Source organism: Micromonospora sp. NPDC049900 (genome assembly GCF_044461025.1).
Taxonomy (GTDB): Bacteria; Actinomycetota; Actinomycetes; order Mycobacteriales; family Micromonosporaceae; genus Micromonospora.
This window is the reverse complement of the sequence record NZ_JBITKM010000017.1, coordinates 25,658-50,121: the sequence shown is the minus strand read 5'-3', so window position 1 is coordinate 50,121 and position 24,464 is coordinate 25,658. Positions and strand designations below refer to the sequence as shown.

22 protein-coding genes, 1 tRNA gene and 1 pseudogene are annotated in these 24,464 nt (G+C 72.0%); 13 read left to right on the top strand and 11 right to left on the bottom strand.

Going from position 1 to position 24,464, the window contains the following annotated elements:
• The first annotated feature begins 43 nt into the window (after positions 1-43).
• The 3 genes from ACIBMZ_RS26520 to ACIBMZ_RS26510 are packed head-to-tail and all read left to right on the top strand — an operon-like array spanning position 44 to position 1,676.
• The gene (locus ACIBMZ_RS26520) at positions 44-253 is read left to right on the top strand and encodes a hypothetical protein (RefSeq protein WP_396698304.1); all 210 of its coding nucleotides are present in this window, start codon (positions 44-46) and stop codon (positions 251-253) included.
• Entirely contained in the window at positions 250-729 is a 480-nt protein-coding gene (locus tag ACIBMZ_RS26515; protein WP_396698302.1) for a hypothetical protein, read from the top strand. Before ACIBMZ_RS26520 ends, ACIBMZ_RS26515 begins: the two co-directional genes overlap by 4 nt.
• The gene (locus tag ACIBMZ_RS26510; RefSeq protein ID WP_396698300.1) at positions 726-1,676 is read left to right on the top strand and encodes a hypothetical protein; all 951 of its coding nucleotides are present in this window, start codon (positions 726-728) and stop codon (positions 1,674-1,676) included. Before ACIBMZ_RS26515 ends, ACIBMZ_RS26510 begins: the two co-directional genes overlap by 4 nt.
• Before the next feature lie 156 nt (positions 1,677-1,832).
• Here ACIBMZ_RS26510 and ACIBMZ_RS26505 read toward each other — a convergent pair whose 3' ends face one another.
• Positions 1,833-2,282, bottom strand: a complete 450-nt coding sequence (locus ACIBMZ_RS26505) for a hypothetical protein (protein ID WP_396698298.1) — start codon at positions 2,280-2,282, stop codon at positions 1,833-1,835.
• Positions 2,283-3,358: 1,076 nt separating this feature from the next.
• Between ACIBMZ_RS26505 and ACIBMZ_RS26500 the strand changes: the two genes are divergently transcribed.
• Positions 3,359-3,685: a hypothetical protein gene (locus tag ACIBMZ_RS26500; protein WP_396698296.1), complete on the top strand. Its 327-nt coding sequence runs from the start codon at positions 3,359-3,361 to the stop codon at positions 3,683-3,685.
• Entirely contained in the window at positions 3,682-4,788 is a 1,107-nt protein-coding gene (locus ACIBMZ_RS26495) for a tyrosine-type recombinase/integrase (protein ID WP_396698294.1), read from the top strand. Before ACIBMZ_RS26500 ends, ACIBMZ_RS26495 begins: the two co-directional genes overlap by 4 nt.
• 217 nt (positions 4,789-5,005) lie before the next feature.
• Here the strand turns inward: ACIBMZ_RS26495 and ACIBMZ_RS26490 are convergent, their stop codons facing one another.
• The 3 genes from ACIBMZ_RS26490 to ACIBMZ_RS26480 all read right to left on the bottom strand — a co-directional run bounded on the left by ACIBMZ_RS26490 (position 5,006) and on the right by ACIBMZ_RS26480 (position 6,690).
• Entirely contained in the window at positions 5,006-6,037 is a 1,032-nt protein-coding gene (locus tag ACIBMZ_RS26490) for a tyrosine-type recombinase/integrase (protein ID WP_396698292.1), read from the bottom strand.
• Positions 6,034-6,360, bottom strand: a complete 327-nt coding sequence (locus ACIBMZ_RS26485; RefSeq protein WP_396698290.1) for an AbrB/MazE/SpoVT family DNA-binding domain-containing protein — start codon at positions 6,358-6,360, stop codon at positions 6,034-6,036. Before ACIBMZ_RS26485 ends, ACIBMZ_RS26490 begins: the two co-directional genes overlap by 4 nt.
• Before the next feature lie 246 nt (positions 6,361-6,606).
• Positions 6,607-6,690: transfer RNA gene (locus ACIBMZ_RS26480), tRNA-Leu, on the bottom strand.
• A gap of 92 nt (positions 6,691-6,782) precedes the next feature.
• Here ACIBMZ_RS26480 and ACIBMZ_RS26475 point away from each other — a divergent pair.
• A pseudogene (locus ACIBMZ_RS26475) lies at positions 6,783-7,121 on the top strand (tetratricopeptide repeat protein); the annotation flags it as partial.
• A gap of 161 nt (positions 7,122-7,282) precedes the next feature.
• Here the strand turns inward: ACIBMZ_RS26475 and ACIBMZ_RS26470 are convergent.
• Entirely contained in the window at positions 7,283-7,681 is a 399-nt protein-coding gene (locus ACIBMZ_RS26470; RefSeq protein WP_396698409.1) for a hypothetical protein, read from the bottom strand.
• Between the two features lie 558 nt (positions 7,682-8,239).
• Entirely contained in the window at positions 8,240-8,650 is a 411-nt protein-coding gene (locus ACIBMZ_RS26465; RefSeq protein ID WP_396698407.1) for a hypothetical protein, read from the bottom strand.
• Between the two features lie 649 nt (positions 8,651-9,299).
• Between ACIBMZ_RS26465 and ACIBMZ_RS26460 the strand changes: the two genes are divergently transcribed.
• From ACIBMZ_RS26460 to ACIBMZ_RS26440, 5 genes are all read left to right on the top strand, one after another.
• Positions 9,300-10,109 carry a hypothetical protein gene (locus ACIBMZ_RS26460; RefSeq protein ID WP_396698405.1) on the top strand — a complete coding sequence of 270 codons (810 nt, stop codon included), beginning with the start codon at positions 9,300-9,302 and terminating at the stop codon, positions 10,107-10,109.
• Between the two features lie 204 nt (positions 10,110-10,313).
• Entirely contained in the window at positions 10,314-12,935 is a 2,622-nt protein-coding gene (locus tag ACIBMZ_RS26455) for a fibronectin type III domain-containing protein (protein WP_396698288.1), read from the top strand.
• Between the two features lie 25 nt (positions 12,936-12,960).
• The gene (locus ACIBMZ_RS26450) at positions 12,961-13,956 is read left to right on the top strand and encodes an AAA family ATPase (protein ID WP_396698286.1); all 996 of its coding nucleotides are present in this window, start codon (positions 12,961-12,963) and stop codon (positions 13,954-13,956) included.
• A 16-nt stretch (positions 13,957-13,972) separates the two neighbouring features.
• Positions 13,973-15,130, top strand: coding sequence for a DUF58 domain-containing protein (locus ACIBMZ_RS26445; RefSeq protein ID WP_396698284.1), 1,158 nt, complete (start codon positions 13,973-13,975; stop codon positions 15,128-15,130).
• Positions 15,131-15,171: 41 nt separating this feature from the next.
• Entirely contained in the window at positions 15,172-17,487 is a 2,316-nt protein-coding gene (locus ACIBMZ_RS26440; RefSeq protein ID WP_396698393.1) for a DUF3488 and transglutaminase-like domain-containing protein, read from the top strand.
• 13 nt (positions 17,488-17,500) lie between these two features.
• Here the strand turns inward: ACIBMZ_RS26440 and ACIBMZ_RS26435 are convergent, their stop codons facing one another.
• Positions 17,501-18,301, bottom strand: a complete 801-nt coding sequence (locus ACIBMZ_RS26435) for an SDR family oxidoreductase (RefSeq protein WP_396698282.1) — start codon at positions 18,299-18,301, stop codon at positions 17,501-17,503.
• Entirely contained in the window at positions 18,298-19,281 is a 984-nt protein-coding gene (locus ACIBMZ_RS26430; protein WP_396698391.1) for an LLM class F420-dependent oxidoreductase, read from the bottom strand. The genes ACIBMZ_RS26435 and ACIBMZ_RS26430 overlap by 4 nt, the downstream gene beginning before the upstream one ends.
• Positions 19,282-19,305: 24 nt before the next feature.
• Between ACIBMZ_RS26430 and ACIBMZ_RS26425 the strand changes: the two genes are divergently transcribed.
• Together ACIBMZ_RS26425 and ACIBMZ_RS26420 are read left to right on the top strand one after the other, a co-directional pair.
• On the top strand, positions 19,306-20,631 hold the full coding sequence (locus tag ACIBMZ_RS26425; protein WP_396698280.1) for a low temperature requirement protein A: 1,326 nt from the start codon (positions 19,306-19,308) through the stop codon (positions 20,629-20,631).
• A gap of 56 nt (positions 20,632-20,687) precedes the next feature.
• Positions 20,688-21,551, top strand: coding sequence for a DUF1028 domain-containing protein (locus tag ACIBMZ_RS26420; protein WP_396698278.1), 864 nt, complete (start codon positions 20,688-20,690; stop codon positions 21,549-21,551).
• Between the two features lie 201 nt (positions 21,552-21,752).
• On the opposite strand, the gene ACIBMZ_RS26415 is transcribed toward ACIBMZ_RS26420, so the two are convergent.
• From ACIBMZ_RS26415 to ACIBMZ_RS26405, 3 genes are all read right to left on the bottom strand, one after another.
• Positions 21,753-22,643, bottom strand: a complete 891-nt coding sequence (locus ACIBMZ_RS26415; protein WP_396698276.1) for a hypothetical protein — start codon at positions 22,641-22,643, stop codon at positions 21,753-21,755.
• Between the two features lie 170 nt (positions 22,644-22,813).
• The gene (locus ACIBMZ_RS26410; RefSeq protein WP_396698274.1) at positions 22,814-23,500 is read right to left on the bottom strand and encodes a maleylpyruvate isomerase N-terminal domain-containing protein; all 687 of its coding nucleotides are present in this window, start codon (positions 23,498-23,500) and stop codon (positions 22,814-22,816) included.
• Between the two features lie 3 nt (positions 23,501-23,503).
• The gene (locus ACIBMZ_RS26405) at positions 23,504-24,385 is read right to left on the bottom strand and encodes a phosphatase PAP2 family protein (RefSeq protein WP_396698273.1); all 882 of its coding nucleotides are present in this window, start codon (positions 24,383-24,385) and stop codon (positions 23,504-23,506) included.
• Positions 24,386-24,464: the final 79 nt, after the last annotated feature.

The following is a 24,464-nucleotide window of genomic DNA, read 5'->3' as shown; positions in this document are numbered from 1 at the left end:
GCTGTGCGACAGGTGCCGGACCGGGCCGCAAGGCCAACCTGCCGTGGCTGACCCCGTCACCGAGGGCCTGTACTGGCTGTCCCACGGGGTCCTGATGTACGCGGCACCCAGGGCGCAGGACAACGCCCCTTCCCACAAAGGCCTGCCCGTCGACGTCGCCGACCTCGACCCACTGGCCACCGCCCGCGCACGCGACGCGCAGGCCACGCTCCACGCCCTCGCCGATCCCTCCGCTGCGGGAATCCGGCCATGACGGCGGCCAGCCCGTTCACGTCGGTGCGGCTAAGGCTCGCCAGCATCGGCGGCATCGGCAAGGCATGGCTTCATCTACCCACCGGCAGCGCCGGCCTCATCGGAATCCGGTACCACACCGACGGCGGTCTCATCGCCGACCGCTCGGCGGCTCTCCTCGCCGCCGACAACCGGGCCGCGCACCCCGCCCAGCCGATCGGCAGCCGACCCACCACTGATGCCGAAGCTGCCCTGCGGGCCGCCGGTTGGCATCTCGTCACCCGCGCCGGCGCCGCCCGCCGCCTCCTACTGGACGGCTACCGCCTCAGCCGTAACCGCACCGCAGGCCACCTGCTCTACGCCGATGACGCGGACGCCAGCATCTGGCGGCGCTGCGGCTCATGCCTCGAAGCCTTCGCCATCACCATCCCACCCCGGCCCGACCACGGCAGCCATCCGCAACCCCTCACCCACGCATCGGAAGGCACCCCGCGATGAACGACATCACCCACCAGACACCGGCACTACAGGTCGGTGACCACACCCGCGTCCGTGCCGGCCACGCCCGCAGCGGCAGCACCCACAACATCCTGACCCGCGACGTCGTCATCGAGGTCACCCACGTCCGCATCGAGCACGACGGCGACCTGTTCGTCGAGGGTCTCGTTCTCGGCAAGCGGGGTGCGCTGCGAGCCGGCGCACCGAGCCGGTCGGTGATCCTGCCTCCCGGCGCCTTCACCACGCCGGTCCGGCTCGGCGACACCGTACGGCACCCCCGCACCGGCCACCCCGCGGCCGTGATCTCCCGCAACGAGGATCCGGACGGCACCGTGTTCACCGAGATCCTGTCGCCGTCCGGGGCCGTCGACTCCCACCGCCTGGTCGACCTGCTCGACCATCACCTCGCCCGGCCGGCCACCCCACTGGCAGAACAACCCTGCCGCCGACACCACGATCCGGGTCTGACGTGCGTGCCCTGCCGCAAGGCCACCAGCCCACTTGCGCCCACCTGCACGGATTTCTCGTGCCGCCGGCTGGCGGTCAATCTGGTGATCTGGTCGCCGCCGTCCGGGCGGCACGCCACCACGCTGTGTCAGCCCGACACCGACCAGCGCATCCGTCTACTCGACAGTCCACGCGTGATTCCGCTGGCCGAAGGGACCTACACCCAGCTCGCCGACGGCAGCGGCACCCAAGTCGCCACCTGCCGTCACTGCGGCCACCACATCTACCTCTACCTGCGCCTCGTCGGCAGGCCGAACCCCTGGCGCGGAGGTGAATACGACGAAATCGGCCGCTGCCCCATTGAGGTAGAAGAACGCGCCGGTACACCGGTACAGCACGACCCCGCCGTGACTTTCGCCGAACGCGAACAGGCCATCGCGAATGCCTCGTGCGGTACCGCGTACGAACACAGCCTGGCCGTCTGCTCCACACCACGCTGAACCATGAGTGCCCCGGCCGGCGCCGTGCGGCCGGGGCACCCCTTTCGGTGCAGGGGTCGCCCCGGATGATCCGAGGGCAGACAAGCCCGATCTGGTGCCACCCGTATCGGCCGCGCTGGGCACAGCGGTCCTTCCTGCCATTCCAGGTCCTGCGGATTACGCAGCCTCTACGAAAAGCTCTCCGTCGACCGCCAGAACATCCGCCCGCCGATCCGACAGCACCGGGTATCCCCGCCGTGCCGCCTCGTAGACGAGATGGGCAAGACTGAGATCGCCGCCAGCACGCGGAAGAAGCGCGTCAACAGCGACCCGGTCGGCAGCCGCGAGTTCGGCGAGCCACGTGTTCGCCTCCTGCACGAGATCCAAAAGGCGGTCGGTGTACTGCGGGACAGCCTCGGCCGCCAAGGCGAAGCTCGTGTCACAGACCAGGACGGTCTGCCCACGACGACGACACGACGCCACCATCGCTCCGACGAAGGTATCGGCCTTCGCGAACGCGACCAGCGCCCCCACGTCGAGCACCCAACCACCCAGGGCGTCGAGGCTGTTCCCTGTTCCCCGGAAGCCGCCAGCGGCACACTCATCCCTGTCCTCGGCCTGCTTCATCGTTCCGTCACCTCCGCCGACGCCGGCCCTCCCTGGCCGCCGCGCCGCGATCAACGCTCGGAGGCTGGCGCTGCCAGATGGCTACCGCGTGGACGTCGCGATCCTGGTCGCGCGCTGTTCGCTGGCCCGCATCGGCCGGTAGCCATCAGGAGGTACGACGGATCGGGACCGTTCCCTGATCTGGTGGCGCTTCCTGCCCCGGACCCCGTTTGTGTCGCCTTGGTGGCACCCCGCGTCATCCGCATTCCATCGGGCACCGCTTGTCGTTGGCGGGATCCGATGAGTGTGAGCACCCTGGATCGGGAGGTGACTGACCTGGTGAGGCGGGAGCGCCCGTGCGTTGGGGCCGGCCCGATGGAGCCTGCGTGTTCCCTGACCGTCCTCTCGCGGACAGCCATCCTCCACCGACCGGTCGGTGGAGGATGGCCGGCAGGATCCTCCGTTGACCGTGGTCCGAGTCCGGCGCTTGAGTCCGATCGCTCCCTGCGTTCGTCTCGCCGTTCATCGTTCACACCCCAGGGCAGCGGTAGCCGGCAACGCCGGATCTGTCGCTGTGCGTTTCGTCGTGCAGCCGGAGGCAGCGCGTATGCCTGGCCGGCGGCTACCGGCCGGGATGGAACAGGGAACGACACCGGGAACAAGCTGGCCCGGATGGCTATGGAACAGGGAACGGCGGCAACGGCTGCTCCGTACGGCGGCTAAGTCCGAGGCATTCTGTTCCCGGTAACACCGTCGGTAGCCGTTGGTAGCGCTGTCACCAACGTCGCTTGGACACGCTGATTCTCGTAAGCAGACGAGGGCGCGGCGTAGGCATCGTATTGCCGCTACGCGGGCGGCCGAGCTGAGGTGCTCGTCCGTTCCCGGCACGCGCCCCTCCATCGAGCCATGGATGTGGGGCTATGTCTATCTCCGATGAGCGTTCTCATTCCGCCTCAGCGGGCTCGCCTCCCGTCGACGTCCCGAGGCCGTACATCGACCGGCTCTGGTCAGCACTACGGTCAGAGGGGGCGTCGCCCGGTGGGTGCGGTCGTAGCCTGCCGATGCCACACCTACGCGCACCTGAGCAAACCAACGCGATGCACTACTCGGTCACCACGATCGATGTCGACGGTCGCCTTGCAGCCCGGTCGGCCCTGGCGGCGCTGCGATGGCAACCTGGACTGTCCGTCGCTGTCACCGCCACCCAGCACGCCCTTGTCATCACACCGCAGAAGAAGAGCACCCACGTGCTTGACCGGCAGGGACACCTTCGGCTGCCGGCCACCGCACGGCACCTCACCCGGTTGAAAACAGGAGACCGGCTACTGCTCGCCGCCTCGCTGGACCGCTCCCTGCTCCTCGCATATCCGGTTGCTGTGCTCGACGCGATGGTCCTGGCCTATCACCTCGGAGCCCCACGATGACGCCGTCGGCGGGTCGTTCCCTCAGCAGCGGCGAGGTCGAGGCCGCGCGGCTCATTCTCGCGCGCCTGGGCATCACACCGGAGCAACTCCTCGGTCCGGGCGACGTGGCTTCCCCACCGGGCCGAGGAATGCCCACATTCACCGAGTACATCGACCGCGTTGCGGACGCGGTTACCCCCGGAACACGTCGCGTCTACGACTCCTACTGGCGACGCGTGCGTGATGCCTGGGGAGATCGTCGATTGAACGAGCCGACCCCGCTGGAGGTCAAGCAACTATCCGAACAGGTGAAGACCGAGGCGATCGTGAGAAGCAACTCCCGCGGAGGTCGTACGGCTTCCGAACACCTGATCTCGGCTCTGAGGTGTCTCTACAAGTACGCCGTCGCTGACCGCCTCATCGAGGAAACCGAGAACCCAGCCCTACGGGTAGCCAAACCGCGACGACTGGCGAGCACACGGAGGGCACTCCCCGAGAAGCACCTTGCGCAACTGTTCGCGGTAGCAGGCAGCACCGGCAACGACCCCGAACTCGACTCGCTGATCCTGCGGATCCATGCCGAGACAGCATGTCGCAGGGGCGGCGTCCTCGCACTACGCCCCTGCGACCTCGACGCGGTGCAATGCCTCGTCCGGCTCAACGAAAAGGGGGAAACCGTTCGGTGGCAGCCGATATCAACGACCCTCGCGCAGCACCTTCTCCTACACGTCGAGGAGCGAGGCAACGGCGACCGTAAGGGCGAGTTGCTTCGCTACCGCAACGGCAACCCGATCACGAGCCGCCGCTATGACCACCTGTTCCAGCGGCTTGGCCTTCACCTGCCCTGGGTCGCCACCCAACAGGTAACCGCGCACTGGCTACGCCACACCACCCTGACCTGGGTCGAGCGGAACTTCGGCTACGCCGTCGCGCGAGCCTTCGCCGGGCATGACGGAAAGAGTGACGCCGGCACCACGTCGACCTACGTACGCGCCGATGTGTACGAAGTCGCGCAGGCCCTAGCAGCGCTGACGGGCGAATCCCACCCGCTGGCCCAGCACAAGACAGAGGCTGACGGCCCGGAACAGCGGCTCGGCGGGCTGTTCAGCGCGATCACCGGTTGAGGTCTGAGCTAACGAGTCATGGCCCCGGGCTGCGCCTCGTGCGTGGACGGAGCCCGCGCAAACTCCGTCCCGCAGAGATGGTTGTCGGGAGCGTTACGCAGTAACGCTCCCGACAACCTCTTGCGACCACCTCAGCCCGATCTCACGGCCTTGAAAAGCACGCTGCCAGTAGATGGCAGACCACCGCTCGCCGGACCAGGCGAGTCAACTCGTGTGTCTACGCCAACGGGTGCGGCTCGCTGGTAAGGGCTGCCACGGCCGCAGCGATCTCTTGCAGGCTGGCACGGACGTAGGTGGTCGTGGTGCCCGTGTCGCCGCCGCTGTCGTTGTGGCCGGCGAACGCGCGGGCGACGGCGTAGCTGAAGTTCCGCTCGACCCAGGTCAGGGTGGTGTGGCGGAGCCAGTGGGTGCTGATCTGCTGGGTCGCCACCCAGGTTAGGTGTCTGCCGATGCGCTCCCACAGGTAGTCGTAGCGGCGATAGGTAATCGGCTTGCCGCTGCGGTAACGCAGCAGCGGCGTTGTCGGCGCGCCCGGCCGCTCCTCCACGTGCTGTTGCAGATGCCGCATCAAGGTAGGCGACACCGGCTGCCAACGCACCGTCTCCCCCTTCTCGTGCAGCAGGATGAGGCACTGATCCGGGTCAAGGTCCGCTGGCCGCAGGGCCAGCGCTCCGCCCCGACGGCAGGCTGTCTCCGTGTGTAGCCGCAGCAGCAGGCAGTCCAGAGCCGGGTCGTCGCCGGTCGTGGCGGCGATCTGATTGATCTCGGCGAGCCGAGTGTCTGGCACCGCGCGGCGGGTGCTCGGCAGGCGCCGCGGTTTGGCAACCTTCCGGGCGGGATTGTCCGCCTCGGCGAGATGCCCATCAGCTACGGCGTGGTTGTAGAGACACCGCAGAGCCGCGATCAGGTGCTCCGCCGCGCTGCGACCACCGCGAGCGTTGCGACGCGTGACGACGTGCGCCTTGACGTGCTCGGCGAGGCGCTTGATCTCGGTCGGATCAGGCTCGTCCAACCGCCGGTGGCCCCACTCGGTGAGAACCCGGTTCCAGTAGGAGGCGTAGACCCGGCGGGTACCCGGGCTGACAGCCTCAGACACCACGGGGATGTACTCGGCGAACGTCGGTGCCGGCGGACCGGCAGGGGCGCTCTGTTGCAGGTCGCCCGGTGAGATACCGAGCCGCGAGAGCAGCAGCATCGCCGCGTCCAGGTCAGCCTGGCTCGGCCGGCTCGAAGATGGCTGCGTGGTCATACGGCCTCACCGTCCAACGCCGCCGCCTGCGATTCGGTGATCATGGCGTGCACGGCAGCCGGCGGATAGACCACAAGCCGCCCGACAGCCGGGTCAGCCACCAGCAGGACCCGACTGCCGGCGGTGAGCCCACACCAGTGCCGGACCGTCGCCGGCAACCGAACCTGACCAGGCCGAGTCACCCGGAACATAGCGTGCGGATCGGCGGTCACCAGCACCAGGCCGCCGCGCACCCGGACATCCACCTGGGTACCCGGTCGCCAGCTCAGCGCAGGGATAACCACTGCTTCGGTCAGCCGACCATCGCGGTCAATCGCCGCCATCCCATACAGCGCCGTCGGCCGAGCTTCGGGAGCGAGTTGCGCAACCGGCAAGGCACGCCGACCCTTGATCGGCTCACCCCTCGGCCCAGCGGGAATCGACGGCGGCACCACCGCTGACACGACCCGGGCAGTCACCACGACCACCCCCAAGACGAGGCAGCACAGACAACGCTGGGAACTGGAGTCCGGTGGTCAAACGGGTTTGACCACCGGTACGTCACATCACGCAGATATGCGGGGAAACTGTGTCCGAGGGGGGACTTGAACCCCCACGCCCTATACGGGCACTAGCACCTCAAGCTAGCGCGTCTGCCATTCCGCCACCCGGACTTGCTGTGTCCAGCCTACCGTGTCGACCTCGGTGATCCATCACCAGGAGGCCGCCCGGCGGGCCGCACGGGGAGTTACTGTACACGCCGCCGGTGGATCATGCACATCAGCATCCCGAGGCCGATTCCGGCCGATCTGACCGGCCCTGGCGGGTCTGTCGGTACGGGTCCGGCTGGCGTCACGGTGCCCGTACCCGGCAGCATGGCGGTGTGTCCCATGCCTCTCCCTTGGCCGTCGCCCAGCAGCGGGCTCTGGCGCTGCGTGGCGCGGGCAACCTCGCCGCCGCCCGTGAGCTGCTCACCGACGTGGTCGAGTCCGTGTCGCCGTCGCTGGGCAAGGATCATCCGGACGCGCTGAGCACCGCGCACCTGCTGGCCAGACTGCACCGGGAGGCCGACGATCCGAGCGCGGCACGGCGGGTGTTGGAGGAGGCGTTCGCGGCCGGGGAGCGGCGGTGGCCGCACGCAGACCCGTTGATGTTGGCGTTGGCCTTCGAGCTGGGGTCCGTCGCGGACGAGCTGGGCAACCGCCACGAGGCCCGCCGCAACTACACCCGCGTGGCCGCTGCCGGCCCCGCGGTGCTCGGTGCCGATCATCCGGCGGTACGCACGGCGCGCGAGTATCTCGGCGACGCCGCTCCGGCGCCGCAGCCGGCGGTGCCCGCTCCTCGCCAACCGGAACCGGCGCCCACGCCGACGCACGGGGTCCTGAACGAGCCGACGATCTCGCTGGCGGTGCTGTCGACCGCCTGGAAGCCGCACGACGCCTCGACCGCCGCCGGGTCCTTCCGCCAGTCGACGTCCCCGTTCGGCGAGGGTGCCGCTGCCCCGTCCGCCCCGGCCTCGGCACCACCGGCCTCGGCACCACCGGCCTCGGCACCACCGGCCTCGGCACCACCGGCGTCGGCCGTGCCGCACCCGCGCGCCGTACCGGGCTCGCATGCCCCTGGCGTGCCGCCAGTACCGCCGGTCGTGCCTGCACCGCCGCGCATTCCGCCGCCTCCGGTCGTGCCGGAGCCTCCGACGGTGCCGCTGGCCCGGACGGCCCTCCACGACCAGGCTGCTCACCCGGTCGCGTCACCGGAGGCAGCCGAGCCGACCATCGCGCTGAGGCTGCCGGTCCGCGAGAGCGAGGTTCCACCACCACCGGTACCGACCACCGTTCCCGACCCAGCAACGTCCGCCGCACCGACGGCGCGCCTCACGCCCGTCGAGGCCGACGAGGAGACGAGCGTTCTCCAAATACCGCCGGCACACGACGCCTCGACGCCGGACGATGCCGACTCGGCCCCGTCGGGCAAGTCGGCGGTGCCAACCGAACCGGGAACGGTGGCAACCGAGCCGGTGCCATCGGCGTCGCCAGGCGCATCAGGCGAGGCCGACGATTCAGCCCTTGCAGGGGTCTCGGCCGAACCGAGGACGCCGGTCGGGCCGGGGTCCCCGGACAAGGAGAGGTCGCCCGACGGACAGCGGCAACCCGACGGGCAGGCGACGCCGGAGGGGAACGGCTCGCCCGGTGGGCCGCAGTGGACGCGCCCGACCGTACGGGTTCAGCAGATCGGCCCGCTGTTGGCCGAGGAGGCAGCACGGGCTCGCCGCTCCCCCGAGACCGCTTCGCCAGCCTCGGACGCGAACCCGGACGACGCTCCGCCGAGCGACGCCCCGGTAAGCGGAGCGCCAGCCAGCGGACCGCCCTCACCACCGACGAGTGCGGTCCAGACGAACAGTCCGTTCACCGGCGGACCGCCAAGCAACAATCCGCAGATCAGCGCACTACCGGTGAGCGGACCACCAGACAGCAGTCCGTCGATCAGCGCACCACCGACCAGTGGAGCACCGACGAGCGCGCCGCCGACCAGCGTGCTCCCGGTCATCCCGCCACCGGTGAGCACCTCACCGACCAGTGCGTCACCGACCAGTGCGTCACTGGCTGGTGCACCACCGGTCAGCGCGCCACCCACCAGCGGTGGGCCGAGCAGTTGGGCACCCGTGAGTGCGCCGCCGCCCCCTCCCCCGTACCCCGGTTCGACCCATCAGCCGCCGGCACCGGGATTCCCCGGCATGCCCGCCACGAACTCGACGTCCGGGCCGCAGGATCTGACCGCGCCGCTGCCCCAGCCGGGTCCGACCAGTGGACCGACCGGTTACCCGTCGCTCAGCTCCGCGCCCCCCGGTCATCCGCCCGCCAGCGGATCGCCCGGCTACCCGAGCATCAGTGGGACGACCGGCGATGGAACGGCCCACGGCCCAGCCGGCCATTCACCAGCCGACTATCCGGCGACGGGTGGCTCACCTGGCTACCCCCCGGTCAGTGGAGCACCGACCTACCCGCCGCCTGGCGGACCCTTCAGCAGCACCCCCGCTGTCGAGCAGTCGGGCTACCCGCAGACCGGCTACCCGGTGACCAGCGGATCGACCGCCCCGGGGCCCGTCAGCGGCCCGCCGGGTTACGCCCCGACCAGCAGCCCACCGGCGAACTGGCCGGGATTCGCCCCCGTCAGCACCCCGCCAGCCCATGGCCCGAGCCACGCACCTGCGAGCAGCCCACCGGCAAGCGGACCCGGGTATGCCCCAACCAGCGATCCGCCAGTAGGTGGCCCCGGATACACCGTGACCAGCAGCTCCGGGTACGCCCCAGCCAGCAGTCCACCGGTCAGCGGTCCCGGGTACGCCCCGGCAAGCGGTCCTCCGGCCGGGACCCCGGCGGGCTACGGGCCGCCCGGCTACCCGGGTACCAGCACCGCGCCGACGGCGGGCACCGCCGGTTACGGTCCCGGAGGCGTACCGGCCCAGAATCAACCCCACCAGTACCCGCACCAGCAGCATCCGCAGGCGGCCGGTGGGCAGCAGCCGTACGACCCGGCCGGGCAGGCAACGTACCCACCAGGGCAGAGCGCCGCGTACCCGCCGCAGTCCTGGGGGCAGCCGGGTGCTGGGCAGCCCGCGTCGGCGGGGGGCATGGCGTTCCCGGTGGCGCAGTCGGGGTCGGGGCGGAATCGGACGGCGATCGTGGTGGCGATCGTGGCCGTGGTGGTGGCGCTGGTCGCGGTGATCGGGCTCGGGGTGTTGATCGTGAACGATCGGCAGGCGGCGTCGCCGACGGCGCCGGTCGAGTCGGCGGCGGCGGATCCGGGTCCGCCGCCGACGGAGTTGGAGTTGCGCGATGATGCGGCCACGATCAGGTTGACGTGGACGGATCCGTCGGGCGGGATGGTGCCGTTCATGGTGGCCGGTGGGCGGGCCGGGCAGGCGTTGGGGGTGCTGGCCACGGTGGGTCAGGGGCAGACCAGTTACACGGTGAACGGGTTGAATTCGCGAGTGGACTACTGCTTCACGGTGTTGGCGGTGTACGGGACGAACGAGTTCGCGACGTCCAGTCAGGTGTGTACGACGCGGGAGTCCGGCGCGGGTCAGAACTGAGCGTCGCTCACGGTCGGTGGGCGGGCGGGTCCTGGTGGGACAGTCGGGGCGGGACACGCCGACGACACGCCACGCTGGGTGTTCACCGGCGGACGGTGTGGGTTCCCGGGGTGCGTGGCGTGACCATATGATGGCTCCCGGTTCAGGGGAGGGGTCGCCGTCTGGGGGCGCCACCGGCCAGGACGATACGAGAGGCAGCCGGTTGTGGCGAGCACCGACGAGGCCGTTCCGAGCCGCACCGCCCGATCCCGGTCGCGGGTACGCGGTGGTCTGGTCACCGTGGGGACGGTGCTGGCGTTGCTGGCGGCGATGGGTCTGACCGTGCTGGGTCTGGGCTCGGCGGACAACGCGGTGGCCAGCTTCGACGCGAGTTCGTGGTTGTGGAGTTCGGCGCGCAGTGAGTTGGCGCGGGTCAACGGGGTGACCGCGCGGGTGGACACCCGGGTGGAGGTGCCGGCGGGTCGGCGGCATCCGATGCAGGTCACGCAGACCGACCGGGTGTTGGTGCTGCGGGATCTGCACACCGGTCAGATCAGCGCGTTGGACCTGGCGACGTTGCAGATCACGGCGACCACGCCCACCGCGCCGGGGCTGGGCGTGAGCGTGGCGTTGCACGAGGACGCGGCGTTCGTGGTGGACGCGGTGCAGGGTGTGGTGCGCCAGTTGGATCCGCGGTCGTTGGCGCCGGTGGGTGAGCCGGTGCGCTATCCGCCGGGGATCACCGGTGGCGCGTTCGACGGTAAGGGTCGGTTGTGGATCGCGGTGCCGGCCGAGGGCACGGTCTCGGCGATCACCCCGGCGGTGCTGCCGTCGAAGTCGGCCGGGGGCGCGCAGGTGGGGCCGCAGCGGGTGGAGACGTACGACGTGGCGGGGCCAAGTCACGAGTTGGTGGTCTCCACGCTGGACGACGGTGTGGCGGTGCTGGACCGTACGGCCGGGGCGTTGGTGACGGTGGTGCGGGGTGAGACGCGGCGGACCGCGTTGGCGCAGACGTTGACCGGGCCGGGCACGATGCCGGTGCGCACGAGTGGGCCGGTGGTGCCGGTGACGGTGGCCGGGCAGCGGCAGGTGCACGCGATCACCGATGCCGGTGAGGTGCGCTCGTTCACGGTGCCGGGTGAGGGTGACCGGTTGAGTCCGGCGGTGGCCTGGGCGGGCCGGTTCTACTGTGCGGACGAGGCGTCGGGCACGGTGTACGCGTTCGACGCGGCGGGCACGTTGGTGGACACGATCCGGGGTCGGTGGCGGGGGCCGCTGGACCTGGAGGTGCGGGAGAACCACCTGTTCATCAACGCGCCGGAGGCGGCGACGGCCCGGGTGGTGGACGATTCGCACCTGGTGCGGGAGGTCGACAAGTACGCCAACGACGTGCTCGGTGGTGATCCGCCGGTGGAGCCTCCGCCGCCGCCTCCGCCGCCGAAGAAGCCGCAGGTGGGTAAGCCGGGTGCGCCGCGCAACGTGAGCGCGGCGGCCGGGAACGCGCAGGCGCGGGTGAGTTGGCGGCCGGCGCCGGCCAACGGCGCGGAGATCATCCGGTATGTGGTGGAGGGTGCCGGGCAGCGTCGCGAGGTGGGCGCGAACCAGCGGTCGGTGCAGATCAAGGAGTTGACCAACGGGGAGACGTACCGGTTCGCGGTGCACGCGGTCAACGCCGAGGGTGCGGGTCCGACACGGACCAGTAATCCGGTGACGCCGACGGCGGCGGTGCCGGATGCGCCGGCCAGTGTGTCGGCGCAGGCCCGCGCGGACGGCACGGTGGTGGTGAGTTGGCCGGCGGCGAACGGGCAGGGCAACCGGATCGCCCGGTACGCGGTGACGGCGATGTCGGCGGGGACCAACGCTCCGGTCGGTGAGGCGACCGGTGAGGAGCTGGTGGTCAAGGCCGGTGAGTTGGAGTACGGCACGCAGTACGCGTTCACGGTGGTGGCGGTCAACGACAAGGGTGCGGCGTCGGAGTCGTCGCCGGTCAGCGACACAGTGGTGCCGTTCACGGTGCCGGGTGAGCCGCTGGAGTTGCGGGCCGGCACGGTCGGGGACCGGTCGGGGACGGTGTCGGTGCAGTGGGCACCGGCGGCGGCCAACGGTCGGCCGGTGACCGGGTACGTGGTGGAGGTCGGTGAGCGGCGTACCGAGGTGACCGACACGCAGACCACGGTCAGTGACCTGGGTGACGGGCAGAACGTGACGGTGCGGGTGCGGGCGGTCAACGAGGCGGGTGAGGGCCCGCAGGCCACGACGACGGCGCGGACGGTGGCGCCGCCCCGGGTGACGGTGACCGGGTCGTCGGCGACCGCGACGTCGGCGACGGTGACGTTCACCGTGGACGCCGGTGGCGGGCAGGCGACGTGCACCCTGGCCCGGTCGGGTCAGACGGCGCGCAGTGGTCCCTGTTCCAGCATCACGATGAACGGCCTGTCGCCGGGGACGGACTACACGTTCACGGTGACGGCGACGAACGCGGCCGGTGACGGTTCCGCGCGTCGGGCGCAGGCGACGGACGCGTTGTTCGGCATCGCCACCTGCAAGAACGGCCCGGAGCCCGAGCAGCGGACGTACTGCGATCGGGACCGGGAGGGCCGCAACGGCAACGAGATCTTCGCGGTGCCGCGGCAGGACAACGACCGGCAGGTCGGGTGGGCGCGGCCGGGTAACCGGTTGAAGGCGTACTGCCGGGTGCGGGGCGAAGAGGTGTACGCCTACATCTACAACAACGACAAGCGCAGCACCTGGTGGGTGCAGGTCGAGTACAGCGGACGTAACTACATCCCCTGGGCCTGGCTCAACCTGGAGGGTGGGGACGACATCGCCGTCCTGCCCACCTGCTGATCCAATTCGGCCGAGGAGCACCACCGTGAACAGCCACGAACCGCTCACCCAGCAGGAGGTGCAGGGTTTCGCCGCCCTCGCCGCGCGGCTGGCCGAGAACGTCAACTCGGTGGTGCTCGGTAAGCCGCAGGTGGTGCGGCTGGCGCTGACCGCCCTGTTCGCGCAGGGGCACGTGCTGTTGGAGGACGTGCCGGGGGTGGGTAAGACGACGTTGGCGCGGGCGATCGCGGCGACGGTGAAGGGGCAGTGGCGGCGGATCCAGTTCACGCCGGACCTGTTGCCGTCGGACGTGTCCGGGGTGACGATCTTCAACCAGGCGACCCGGGGGTTCGAGTTCCATCCGGGGCCGGTGTTCGCCAACATCGTGATCGCTGACGAGATCAACCGGGCATCACCGAAGACGCAGTCGGCGTTGCTGGAGGTGATGGAGGAACGCACGGTCACCGTCGACGGGGTACGCCATCCGGTGCCGCAGCCGTTCCTGGTGGTGGCCACGCAGAATCCGGTGGAGATGGACGGCACGTACCGGTTGCCGGAGGCGCAGTTGGACCGGTTCCTGGTCAAGCTGTCGGTGGGGTATCCGGACGAGTCGGTGGAGGTGGAGGTGCTGCGCGGGGCGACGGTGCGGTCCCCCGAGGCCCTCGCGGCGGTCACCGACACCGCCACCCTGGGTGAGATGGTGCGGATGGCCCGCCGGGTGCACATCGCCGAGCCGCTCTACGCGTACGCGGTGCGGTTGGCGGCGGCGACGCGTACGCATCCGCAGGTGCGGGTGGGGGTGAGCCCCCGTGGGGTGATCGCGTTGACCCGGGCGGCGTGCGCGTACGCGTTGATCGACGGTCGGGGCTGGATCATGCCGGAGGACCTCAAGACGTTGACCGAGCCGGTGTTCGCGCACCGGCTGTTGCTCACCCCGGACGCCCAGGTGCGTGGCGTGACCGCCGCCGACGTGTTGCGTCAGTCCGTCGCCTCGGTGCCGGTGCCGCTGCCGTCGGGGCAGCCCGCCCCGGCGCACCCCTGACCGCCGGGCGCCTGTCGTGCGGATCACCGCCCGGGGAGTCGGGCTGCTGGTGGCTGCGGTCGTGCTGGCCGGTGCCGGTTTCCGGTTCGCGTACCCGGAGTTGACGCTGCTCGGCGTGGCGGCGGGCGGTGCGGTCGCGGTCGCCACCGTGACCGCCGCCCGACGCCCCCGCCTGCAGGTGCGGCGGGAGGCGGACCCGGACCGGGTGGGTCGGGGTGACCCGGCGTCGATGACGGTGACGGTCCGCAACGCGGGACGGTGGGGTGCGGCGAACCTGCTGGCCACCGACCGCTGCGGTGACCAGGTGGTGCCGGTGCCGGTGCTGCGGCTGCGCCCCGGGACGGACACCGTGGTCCGCTACGACGTCCCGACGGTGCGGCGGGGGGTGGTGCCGGTCGGGCCGCTGCGCGTCACCCGCCGTGACCCGCTGGGTCTGGTGGTGCTGGCCCGCTCCTACGGCGACAGCGTGCCGGTCTGGGTGCACCCACGGATCCACCCGCTGTCGGCGGTGCCCACCGGTGCCGGGCGCAGCCTGGACGGACGCGTCGACGCCGTCCCGCACGGCTCGATCACCTTCGACTCGTTGCGGGAGTACGTGGTGGGCGACGAGTTGCGGCGGGTGCACTGGCGCACCAGCGCTCGGGTCGGTGAGCTGATGGTGCGGGAGAACGTGGACACCAGCCTGCCGCGAATCGTGGTGCTGGTGGACAACCGGATCGCCGCCCATCCGGACCGCGTGGACGGGGTCGCCGAGTCCTTCGAGTCGGCGTGTGAGGCGGCGGCGTCGGTGGTGGCCGCCGCCGTCCGGGAGGACCTGCCGGTGGTGCTGCTCTTCGTCGCCGCACCACCAGCGGACAGGGTCGAGGACGACGGTGCGGTGGGACCGCTGGACCGGTTGGCGGCGGTGGCGCTGCACACCGAGGGCACGGTGCAGCAGGCGGCGGCCCGGCTGCGCCGGGATCGCCTCGGCGACACCCTGGTCGTCCTGACCGGCCCCGGTGGCCGCCCGGACCTGGGGCACGTCGGCGCGCTGCGCGGGGCGTACCCGTCGGTGGTGGTCGGGGTCTTCGGCGCGGCGGAGGCGACGCCGCCGGGCGCGGCCGGGCTGGTGGTCGTCGACGCGGCCGACGGCGCGGCCTTCGCCGCCGAGTGGGACGGGGTACGGCGGTGGTGAGCCGGCTGCGGGCCGTGCCGGTGCCACTGGCCCTGGTCACCATGGTCACGCTGGCCGGGGTGGTGCTCGGCCGGGTGTACGCCGACACGCTGCTGACCCTGGTGGTGGCCGGTGCGGCCCTCGGGTCGGTGCTGGTCAGCGTGGTGGCGCGGCGGTTGCCGTCGTGGCTGGTGGCGCCGGTGTCGGTGCTGGCGATGGCCGGGTACACCGCGTGGTGCCTGCACCTGTCGGCGGGCCGGGCGCAGCTTCCGGGCGCTTTCGCGGAGATCGTCGGCGACGCCGCCCGCAACGCGATCCCCCGGCTGCTGACCGCGATGATCCCGGTGGAACCGACCCCGGACACGGTGCTGCTGCCGGTGGTGGCCGCCTGGCTGACCGGGCTGGCCGGCGCGGAGGTGGCGGTGCGGGCCGGGCGGGTGCTGCTGGGCTACCTGCCGCCGGTGCTGCTCTACGCCGGTGCCGTCTACGTGGTGGGGCCCAACGCCACACCGGCGATCGGCGCGACGGTAGCGCTGGTGGCGGTCGCCGCGCTCGGGCTGGCCGTCTCCGGCAAGGAGGCCGGCCCGGACCCGGTGGCGGCTCTGGCCCCAGAGGTACGCGCCCGGGTGCGACTCCGGTTGGCCGCCGCCTCGGCGGCCGGCACGGCGGTGGTGGTGGCGATGGCGGCGGTGCTGGGTCCGGCGGTGGCCGCACTGGTGGACACCCGACCGGTGGACCCGCGACGGTACGTGGAGCCGCCGCAGGTGCAGACGTTGGACGAGAACCCGCTGATCCGCATCTCCGGCTGGGCGCTGAACCCGGACCAGCAGTTGTTCCAGGTGTCCACCGAGCGGCCCGACGCCACCCCGCCGCCGGAGGGAGTGCGGATCCGGCTGGCGGTGCTCAGTGACTACGACGGGGTCACCTGGCGGGTCGGCGCCACCTACCGCAACGCCGGACGGATCCTGCCGGCCCCCGACCCGTCCCCGGACACCACCGTGGACATCCTCCGGCAGGACATCACCGTCGGTGAACTCAGTGGACGGCTCCTGCCCGCAGTCCCCACACCGGTGGAGGTGTCCGGGGCGCGGGTGGCGTACGACCCGGCCACCGGCACCCTGATCCGTCCCGACGGCCTCTCCCCCGGACTGCGGTACACGGTGACCTCGGCGCGCGAGATCCCGGATGTGAACCTGCTGGCCACCGCGAACACCCCGGCCGGTGACGAGGTGGCACGGGTGCTGCACGTCGCCGACGGAGTGCCGGAGCAGCTACGGCGGTTGGCCACCCAGTTGGTGGAGGAGAACGGCGCCCCGTACGCGCGGGCGGCGGCGATCGAGCAGTGGCTCGCCGAGCACTACCGGCTGGTCGCCGACGCCCCCAGCGGGCACGCGTACCCGAATCTGGGGTTCTTCCTCTTCGGGCCGCGTAACGCCGGTGGGCAGCGCGGCACCTCGGAACAGTTCGCCGCCTCCTTCGCGGTGCTGGGCCGGTTGGCGGGGCTGCCGACGCGGGTGGTGGTCGGGTTCGCCGCGCCGGGTGCCGGGCCGGTGCGGGCCGCCGACGCGTACGCGTGGCCGGAGGTGCTGTTCGAGGGGTTGGGGTGGGTGTCGTTCGATCCGCTGCCCCGCCCCGACGAGGAACCCCGCCCGGTGGAGGAGGACTTCCGGCCCAAGCCGGAGGATCCGCCACCGTCGGAGCAGCCGGAGCCGACGCTGGAACCGACCGCCTCGCCTCCCGCCCAGGCGGCCCCGGGCGGCCCCGAAGGCTCCGGTGGGGTGCCGAGGTCGGTGCTGGCCGCCGGCACCACCGGTGGGCTGCTGCTCGTGGTGGTGGGGGTGCTGGCCACACTGGCGGTGCTGCGCCGGGCGCAGACCCGGGACCGGTTGTCGCGGGGTGACCCCGGTGACCGGATCGTCGGCGCCTGGCGGGAGCTGACCGACGCGTTGCGGCTGGCCGGGCAGCCGGTGCCCGCCGACCTGTCCGCCAGCGAGGTCGCCGCACGGGCCCGCCAGGCCCTGACCGACACCGAACCCAGGGCCGACACCGAACTCAGGGCCGAGACTGCGCGCGGACCCGACGCCGAACTCGGGGCCGACATCACACGCGGGGCCGACGACGGCACCGGTGCGGCCGGGGCCACCGGCGTGGCCGGGGATATCGAGGGCGGGCCGACGAATCAGGCGTACGTCGCCGTCGACGACCTGGCCCGGCTGGTCAACCAGGTCGGCTTCGCTCCCGGTGCGGTCACCGAGGAACAGGCCGGAGCCGCCGCCGGAGCGGCCGGGACCTACACGAGCCGGTTGCGGGCCGGGCGGTCCTGGTGGCGACGGCTGCTCTGGTCGGTGCATCCGGGGCCACTGCGCTGGCACCGCTGACCCCCGGGCGGCGTTACCGGTCGGCGGCCCGCAGACGACGCACCAGTTTGCGCAGCCCCGACTGCCAGCCGTCGGGGTCCTCGGCACGACGACGGGCGTAGTCGGCCACCTCGGGGTGCGGCAGGATCAGGAACCGCTCCTCGGCCATCCCGGCCACCGCCGCCGCAGCCACGTCGTCCGGGCTGAGCACCACACCGGAGGCCGCCGTCACCCGCGCGCCCAGGTGCCCGGCGGCCAGCCCGTCGGCCAGCATCGGCGTGTCCACGCCCTGCGGGCACAGGGCACTGACCCGGATGCCCTGATCGCGGTAGGTCACCGAGAGCCACTCGGCGAACCCGACGGCGGCGTGCTTGGTCACCGAGTACGGGGCGTCGCCGACCGCCGTCAGCAGCCCCGCCGCCGAGCAGGTGTGCAGCAGGTAGCCGCTGCCCCGGGCCACCATCTCCGGCAGCACCGCCCGGGCCGCGTAGACGTGCGCGAGCACGTTGACCTGCCAGGCCCGCTCCCAGACGGCGGTGTCGACCTCCACTCCCCCGCCGGTGGTCACCCCCGCGTTGGCGCAGAACACGTCGATGCGGCCGTGGCGGCGCTGCACGTCGGCGATCAGGGCCCGGACCTGCTCCTCGTCGGTGACGTCGACGGTCACCGCGTACGCCTGCGGGCCGACCGACGCCGCGACGGTGTCGGCGGCGGCCCCGTCGACGTCGGCCAGTACCAGCGCGGCGGCACCCTCGGCGGCGAAGCGGCGGGCCAACGCCGCCCCGATGCCCCCGGCCGCACCGGTGATCACCGCGACCCGGTCGGTGAGGTTCACGCCGCCTCCGCCCCCGTGTCGGGGCCGAGCCGGGCCACCAGCGTGGCCAGCGCCGCCGGGTCCCCGGCGGGCACCTCCGGCGTGGGCAGCAGCGCCAGCACCGGTACGTTCACCCCGGCCTCGGTGTAGCGGCGCACCTGGGCCCGGCACCGCTCGGGTGAGCCGTGCACGATCAACGCGTCGACCACCTCGTCCGGCACCGCCGCCAGCGCGCCGCGTCGGTCACCGGCCGTCCAGGCCCGCCACATGTCGGCCAGCGCCTCCTGGCGGCCGAGCCAGCGGTGGAACGCCGCGTACGCGGGCACGGTCAGATAGCTGGTGATCATCCGGCGGCCCAGGGCGCGGGCGTAGTCGACGTCCTCGGTCGGGCAGACGAAGATCCGCGCGACCACGTCGAACTGCGGGCGCCGCTCGCCCAACTCCGCCACCGCCCGGGGCACGTCGGTGGCGGCCAGCCAGTTCAGGATCACCCCGTCGGCCTCGGCGGCGGCCAACCGCAACATGCCCGGGCGTAGCGCGGCCAGCAGCAGCGGCGGCGGCACCAGCGGCGGCCGTTCCAGCGTGAACCGGCGGACCGCGAAGGTGTCGAAGTCCCCGTCGACGGTCTCCCCGCGCAACGCGGCCCGCAGGAACGCCAGCACGTCCCGGGTCCGCCGCAGCGGCTCGGTGAACTCCACCGCGTTCCAGTCGGAGACCACCACCGGCGACGACGCGCCGATGCCGAGGGCGAACCGGCCGGGAGCGACGTCGGCGAGCGCGGCGGCGCTCATCGCCAGCAGGCCCGGCCCCCGGGTGAACACCGGCGCGACCGCGGTGCCCAGCCGTAGTCGGGGCTGCCATGCCGCGGCGAGGGCCAGCGGGGTGAACGCGTCGGCGCCGTTGACCTCGGCGGACCACACGTCGGTGAAACCGGCGTCGGTCAGGGCCGCGTACATCGCGGCGTGGTCGGCGAGCGGGATCGCGCCCAACGGCACCGTCATTGCCCATCGCGTCGTCATCGGTCGATGGTGCCCGTTGCCGCACCCGCCGAGCAAGATCTGGTCGGCTTCCCGGAATACGCCGCTGAGCTGCGCCGCACGGTGCTACGACAGCAGGATGAGCTGGACCGGCGGACGGGGCGGCCGACCGTGACGCGTTTCTCCGGTCGGCTGGCGCCGGTGTCCCAACCGGGCCGGGCCACGTTCCTGGAACTCTTCTTCGACCTCGTCTTCGTGTTCGCCCTCACCCGCATCTCCGCCCGCACGTTCGAGGACCTCGCGTTGGAACCGGGAGGGGCCTCCGGGTGGACCCCGGTGACCGGCGGCCTGAAGACCCTGCTGTTGCTGCTCGCGCTCTGGGCGCTGTGGCAGAACACCGCCTGGGCGACCAGCCGCTACGACCCGTACCACGGCGGGGTACAGCTCATCGTCATGATCGCCCTGGTCTGCAGCATGGTGATGGGCGTGGCGATCCCCCAGGCGATCACCGCCTCCGGGCTGGCCTTCGCGGTGGCGTACGTGGTGGCGCAGGTCGCCCGCCCGCTGATCCTGCTCGCGTACGGCACCCCCGAACGGGCCCTGAAGGCCCGCACCGCGATCACCTTCACCGCCTCCGGCGTGCTGTGGATCATCGGCGCGACACTGCCGGTGCACCTGCGGGTGATCCTCTGGACCAGCGCGCTGGGTCTGGAATACCTCTCCGGCCGGTACGGCTACCCGGTGCCCGGACTGGGCCGCTCCACGGTCTCCCGCTGGGACATCTCCAGCGAACACCTGGCCGAGCGCTACCAGCAGTTCTTCCTCATCGCCCTCGGCGAGACCGTGCTGGTGGCCGGCTTCTCCTACAGCGACGGCCCCTACCCACCGTCACAGACCGTGGCGTTCGCGCTGGCACTGGCCACCTCGATCCTGCTGTGGCGCATCTACGTGCAGCGCGCCGGTCAGATCCTCGGCGAGGCGGTCGCCCACGCCCGACAACCGGCCGGCATCGGCCGGTCGTCCGCCGACACCCACCTGGTCATGGTGATCGGGCTCACCGCCACCGCCGTCGGCTACGAGCTGGCCATCCAACACCCGCTCTACCAACCCGAACCCGCCTGGATCGTCATGATCCTCGGCGGGCCGGTGGTGTTCCTGCTCGGCCGGGCCCGCTTCGAGTACGAGGTGTTCCACCGCGTCTCCGCACCTCGCTGGATCTCGGCGCTGGTACTGGCCGCCGCCGTACCGGTCGCCACCCACCATCCTCCGGTCTACTCACAGGCCCTGGTCCTCGTGGTGCTCGGCGTGGTCGCCCTCACCGACTCCCTACGCGCCCGCAACAAGGCACCCGAACCGGCCGCCCCACCCTTCTGACACCCCCGGCGTCCGGCACCGGCAACACGGCCCTGACCAGCGCTAACCTGGCTGTCGTGACCTTCTCGCTCGTCGCCCGCTCCACCGACGGCCGCACGCACGGCATCGTCGTGGCCAGCCGCTTCCTGGCCGCCGGTGCCCTCGTCCCGGCCGCCGAGGCCGACCTCGGCGCGATCGCCACCCAGGCCCACGTGAACCTCGCCTACCGGCCGCAGGGACTGGCCCTGCTGCGCACCGGCGTACCCGCCGCCCACGTCGTCGCCGGCCTCGTCGCCGCCGACCCGGAACGCGACCACCGGCAACTCGGCGTGGTCGCCGCCACCGGCCCCGGCGCCACCTGGACCGGCCCGAACTGCCGCGACTGGGCCGGCGGCCATGCCGGCGACGGCTGGGCCGCCCAGGGCAACATCCTCACCGGCCCCGAGGTCATCGACGCCCTACGCGACACCTGGCTCACCGGCACCGACCTGCCCTTCGCGCAGCGGCTGGTCGCCGCGCTGCGCGCCGGCCAGACCGCCGGCGGCGACCGACGCGGCCAGCAGAGCGCCGCCCTGCTCGTCGTCCGAGAAGGCAGCGGGTACGCCGGCACCGGCGACGTCGCCATCGACCTGCGCGTCGACGACCACCCCGACCCGATCACCGAACTGGAACGGCTGCTCGCGCTGCACACCCGCATGTTCAGCCGCCCCGACCCGGCCACCCTGCTCACCCTGGCCGGCGCCCTCGCCGCCGAGGTCGCCGGACTCCTCACCGCGCTCGGGCACCCCGCCGACCCGACCGAGCCGGAGGACGCCCTGGTCGCCTGGGCCGGAATGGAGAACCTGGAGGAACGACTGGTGCCCGGCCGCATCGACCCGGTCGTCCTGGACCACCTGCGGACCGCCGTCCCACACGTCCCGGCACCGCGCTCCCCCGCCTGACCGCACCTACGCTCGGAATGCGCTCGACGGGTGCGGCCGGCCGAACCCGAGGACCCGACCCCGACGACCGTCACCCTCTGGTGAGCCCGTTCGCCGAGGACCACCAGCACGCCTCCTACGACGGTGCGGCGGCAGCGCTGTTCTGGCGGCAGTTGGTGCAGGCGACAGCGTGGCGGGACGAGGGTCGGCGCAGCGTATCGATCAGAGATAGACCACCTGACTACGGCGGTCGGCGGTGACCGCGTCCAGTCCGGGCGCGTCGAGGTCCACGTAGAGCTGGAGCAGTTGCACCACCGGGTCGAGGTTGACCCCGGCCGGGAGCGGAAGGTTGATGGTGTCGTTGTTCGGCCGATTCGGTGAGCCGGAGGCGTCCCACACGGCGCGGACCACATTGCCGTCCGGGCCGGTCGCCTCGACCTGGGCCCGCAGCGTCTTCGGGGTGCCGGTGGCCTCGATGACCGCGGTGAACGATCCGGTCGCGGGGTCCTTGGTCACCGAGAGCTTGACGCCACCGACGACCTGCACCACGGCCCCGATCGTCAGGCCGCGCACCGCGAAACTCAGCGTGCGGGCCAGTCCACCGGCGAGCCCGGTGGAGGCCGGGTTGGGGGCCACGAAGACCTGGCCGTCGGTGAATGCGTGGAGGTCGGGCTCGCACTTGTACGCGCCGCCCTTGGGTAGCGGCTGGTACACGCTGGTGTTCGTCGCCGGCTCCGACTGGGTCAACGTGTAGGAGAGTCCCACGTCGTCACCGGAGACGTTGTGCGCGTACAGGTTCGGTTCACCATCAATGTTGATCACCTCGAACTGCACGCCACCGGTCTGGTACGGGTCGGAGGTCTGCCCCCGCTGCGCGAGCACGAGCATCGGCAGGACGTTCGCCGCCACGCTCGCCACCTGCACCAGGGAGCCCAGCCAGTCGTCGAGCCCGGCCAGGCTGGCCCGTGCCGGCTGCACCGCTGCGGAGCCGGGAGCCGCCGTCGCGCTGCCCGGTGCGGCCAACCCGACCGTTGCGGCGGCACCGCCGAGCACGGCCGCGCCCCGCATCACGTCCCGGCGACTCACCGACCGACGGTGCTGTTCATCCTGCATCTCCGACCTCCGCATCCGGCTGTGGTGTGCCGTGAGGCCGGTGTCGCACCCGTCGCCACACCGTGGGTGAAGGTGACGTTACTCGATGTGTATATCGAAGTCTATCTTTCAATAGGTGGGTTCATGTTCCACCACGGGACGATGAACTCCGGAGAGATTCCCGGTTCGCCTCAGCGGCCGAAGGAGAGCAGTCGCAGCCCCGCGCTGTCGAGCAGGGCCTGTTCGGCGGCGCTGCGCGGGCTGCGCCCGGTGGCCTTGGCGATCAGGGCCATCCGGTCCCAGCCCAGTTCCCCCGGGACGTCCCACCCACCGGTCAACAGGTCGGCGATCACCTGTGCGGCGGCAGGGGTCAGCCAGGCCGGTCGGTCCAGGGCGGCGGCCAGGTCCAGGCCGTGCACCCCGACCTCCAGCACCCGGGTACGCAGGAACTCCGTCACCGTCATCGCGTCACCGTGCCGGGTCCGCACCACCCGGTCCGGCGGGTCCGCGTCGACGGCCGCGACCGTGGCCCGCCAGGCGCGGTCGAACTCGGCAGCCAGCCGGGACGCGCTGTCGACGTCTCCGGACGCTCGCGCGGAGGCGATCCGGTCGGCGTCGACCTGTGGGGTGAACTTGGCCGCGCCGAAGTATTCGGCGGCGTCGACCCGCGCCTGGGCGGGTGCCGGGTCGGCGAGCATGTCGGTCAGTCGGCCCACGCCGGTGTGGACGTGGGCCAGCAGTTGCGCCAGGTTCCAGGGCGGGCAGCCGGTGGGGCGGGTCAGGTCCGTGTCGTCGAGGGTGGTCAGCACCTCGCCCAGTCGGGCGCACTCGGCGGCGAAGGCGGCGCGGACCGACCGGTGAAGGTCAGGACCGGGCACGGGTCAGCCCTGGTGGCGGGGGACGATGCGGTGCACGGAGGCCAGCACGAGGGCCATCACCACGCCCATCGTGCCGACGATGCCGGCGGCGCTGCCGGCGTACCCGAGGAACAGGGGGCGGCGGCCGAGTGCCTGCGGGGGTGTGCCGCGGACGCCGATGAGCCACCAGAGGGCCAGGGCGCAACCGGCGATCACCAGGAGGCCGCCGACGCCGAGCAGGATGGCGGTGAGCCGGTGCGCGTCGCCCAGTTCCACCTCGGCCTGTTCGCGTTGGGTGACCAGCAGCAGGAGTCCGGCCAGGGCCGCCCAGACGCCGACGACGAGGTAGGCGGCGACGGCGTCGCTGGGGCGGTGCCAGCCGGCCGACAGGGTGGCGACTCCGGCGGCGGCGGCGTAGGTGGCACCGATCACCGCGCCGAGGGCGCGTACCCGGGGTGGCAGCACCAGCACCAGGGCGACGGCCACGGAGGCGGCGACGGTGGTGTGGCCGCTGGGCAGGCTGTTGCCGACGAACGCGCGTTCGGGGTCGATGCCGTAGTCGGGGCGGGCCAGGCCGTACTTGAGCAGTTGGGTGGTGACGTTGGCGCCGGCGATCAGCGCGGTGGCGGCGACGGCGAGAGCGATCCGGCCGCGGATGAGGGCGATGAAGCCGATGGTGATGGTGACCGCGAGTAGGGACACCACGGACATGGCGTTGAGGATGCGGTCGACGGGTTCCTGGATGTGGTCGCGGCCGATCCGGTTGCCAGCCAGGGCGACGGTGTCGATCCACTGGCCGAGGCCGGTGTAGAGGGCCAGGCGCCACACGACGATGAAGGCCGCCACCTGGATGAGGACCAGGACGACGAGCCAGACCGCAGTCCCACCCCGGGGCGTCACGCGCACCCGGACAACTTAGCGGCACGGTGGGGCCGGATGGCCGGTGGCCCGCCCGTGTCGCGGGGATAGGTTGGGGCGCAGGTGA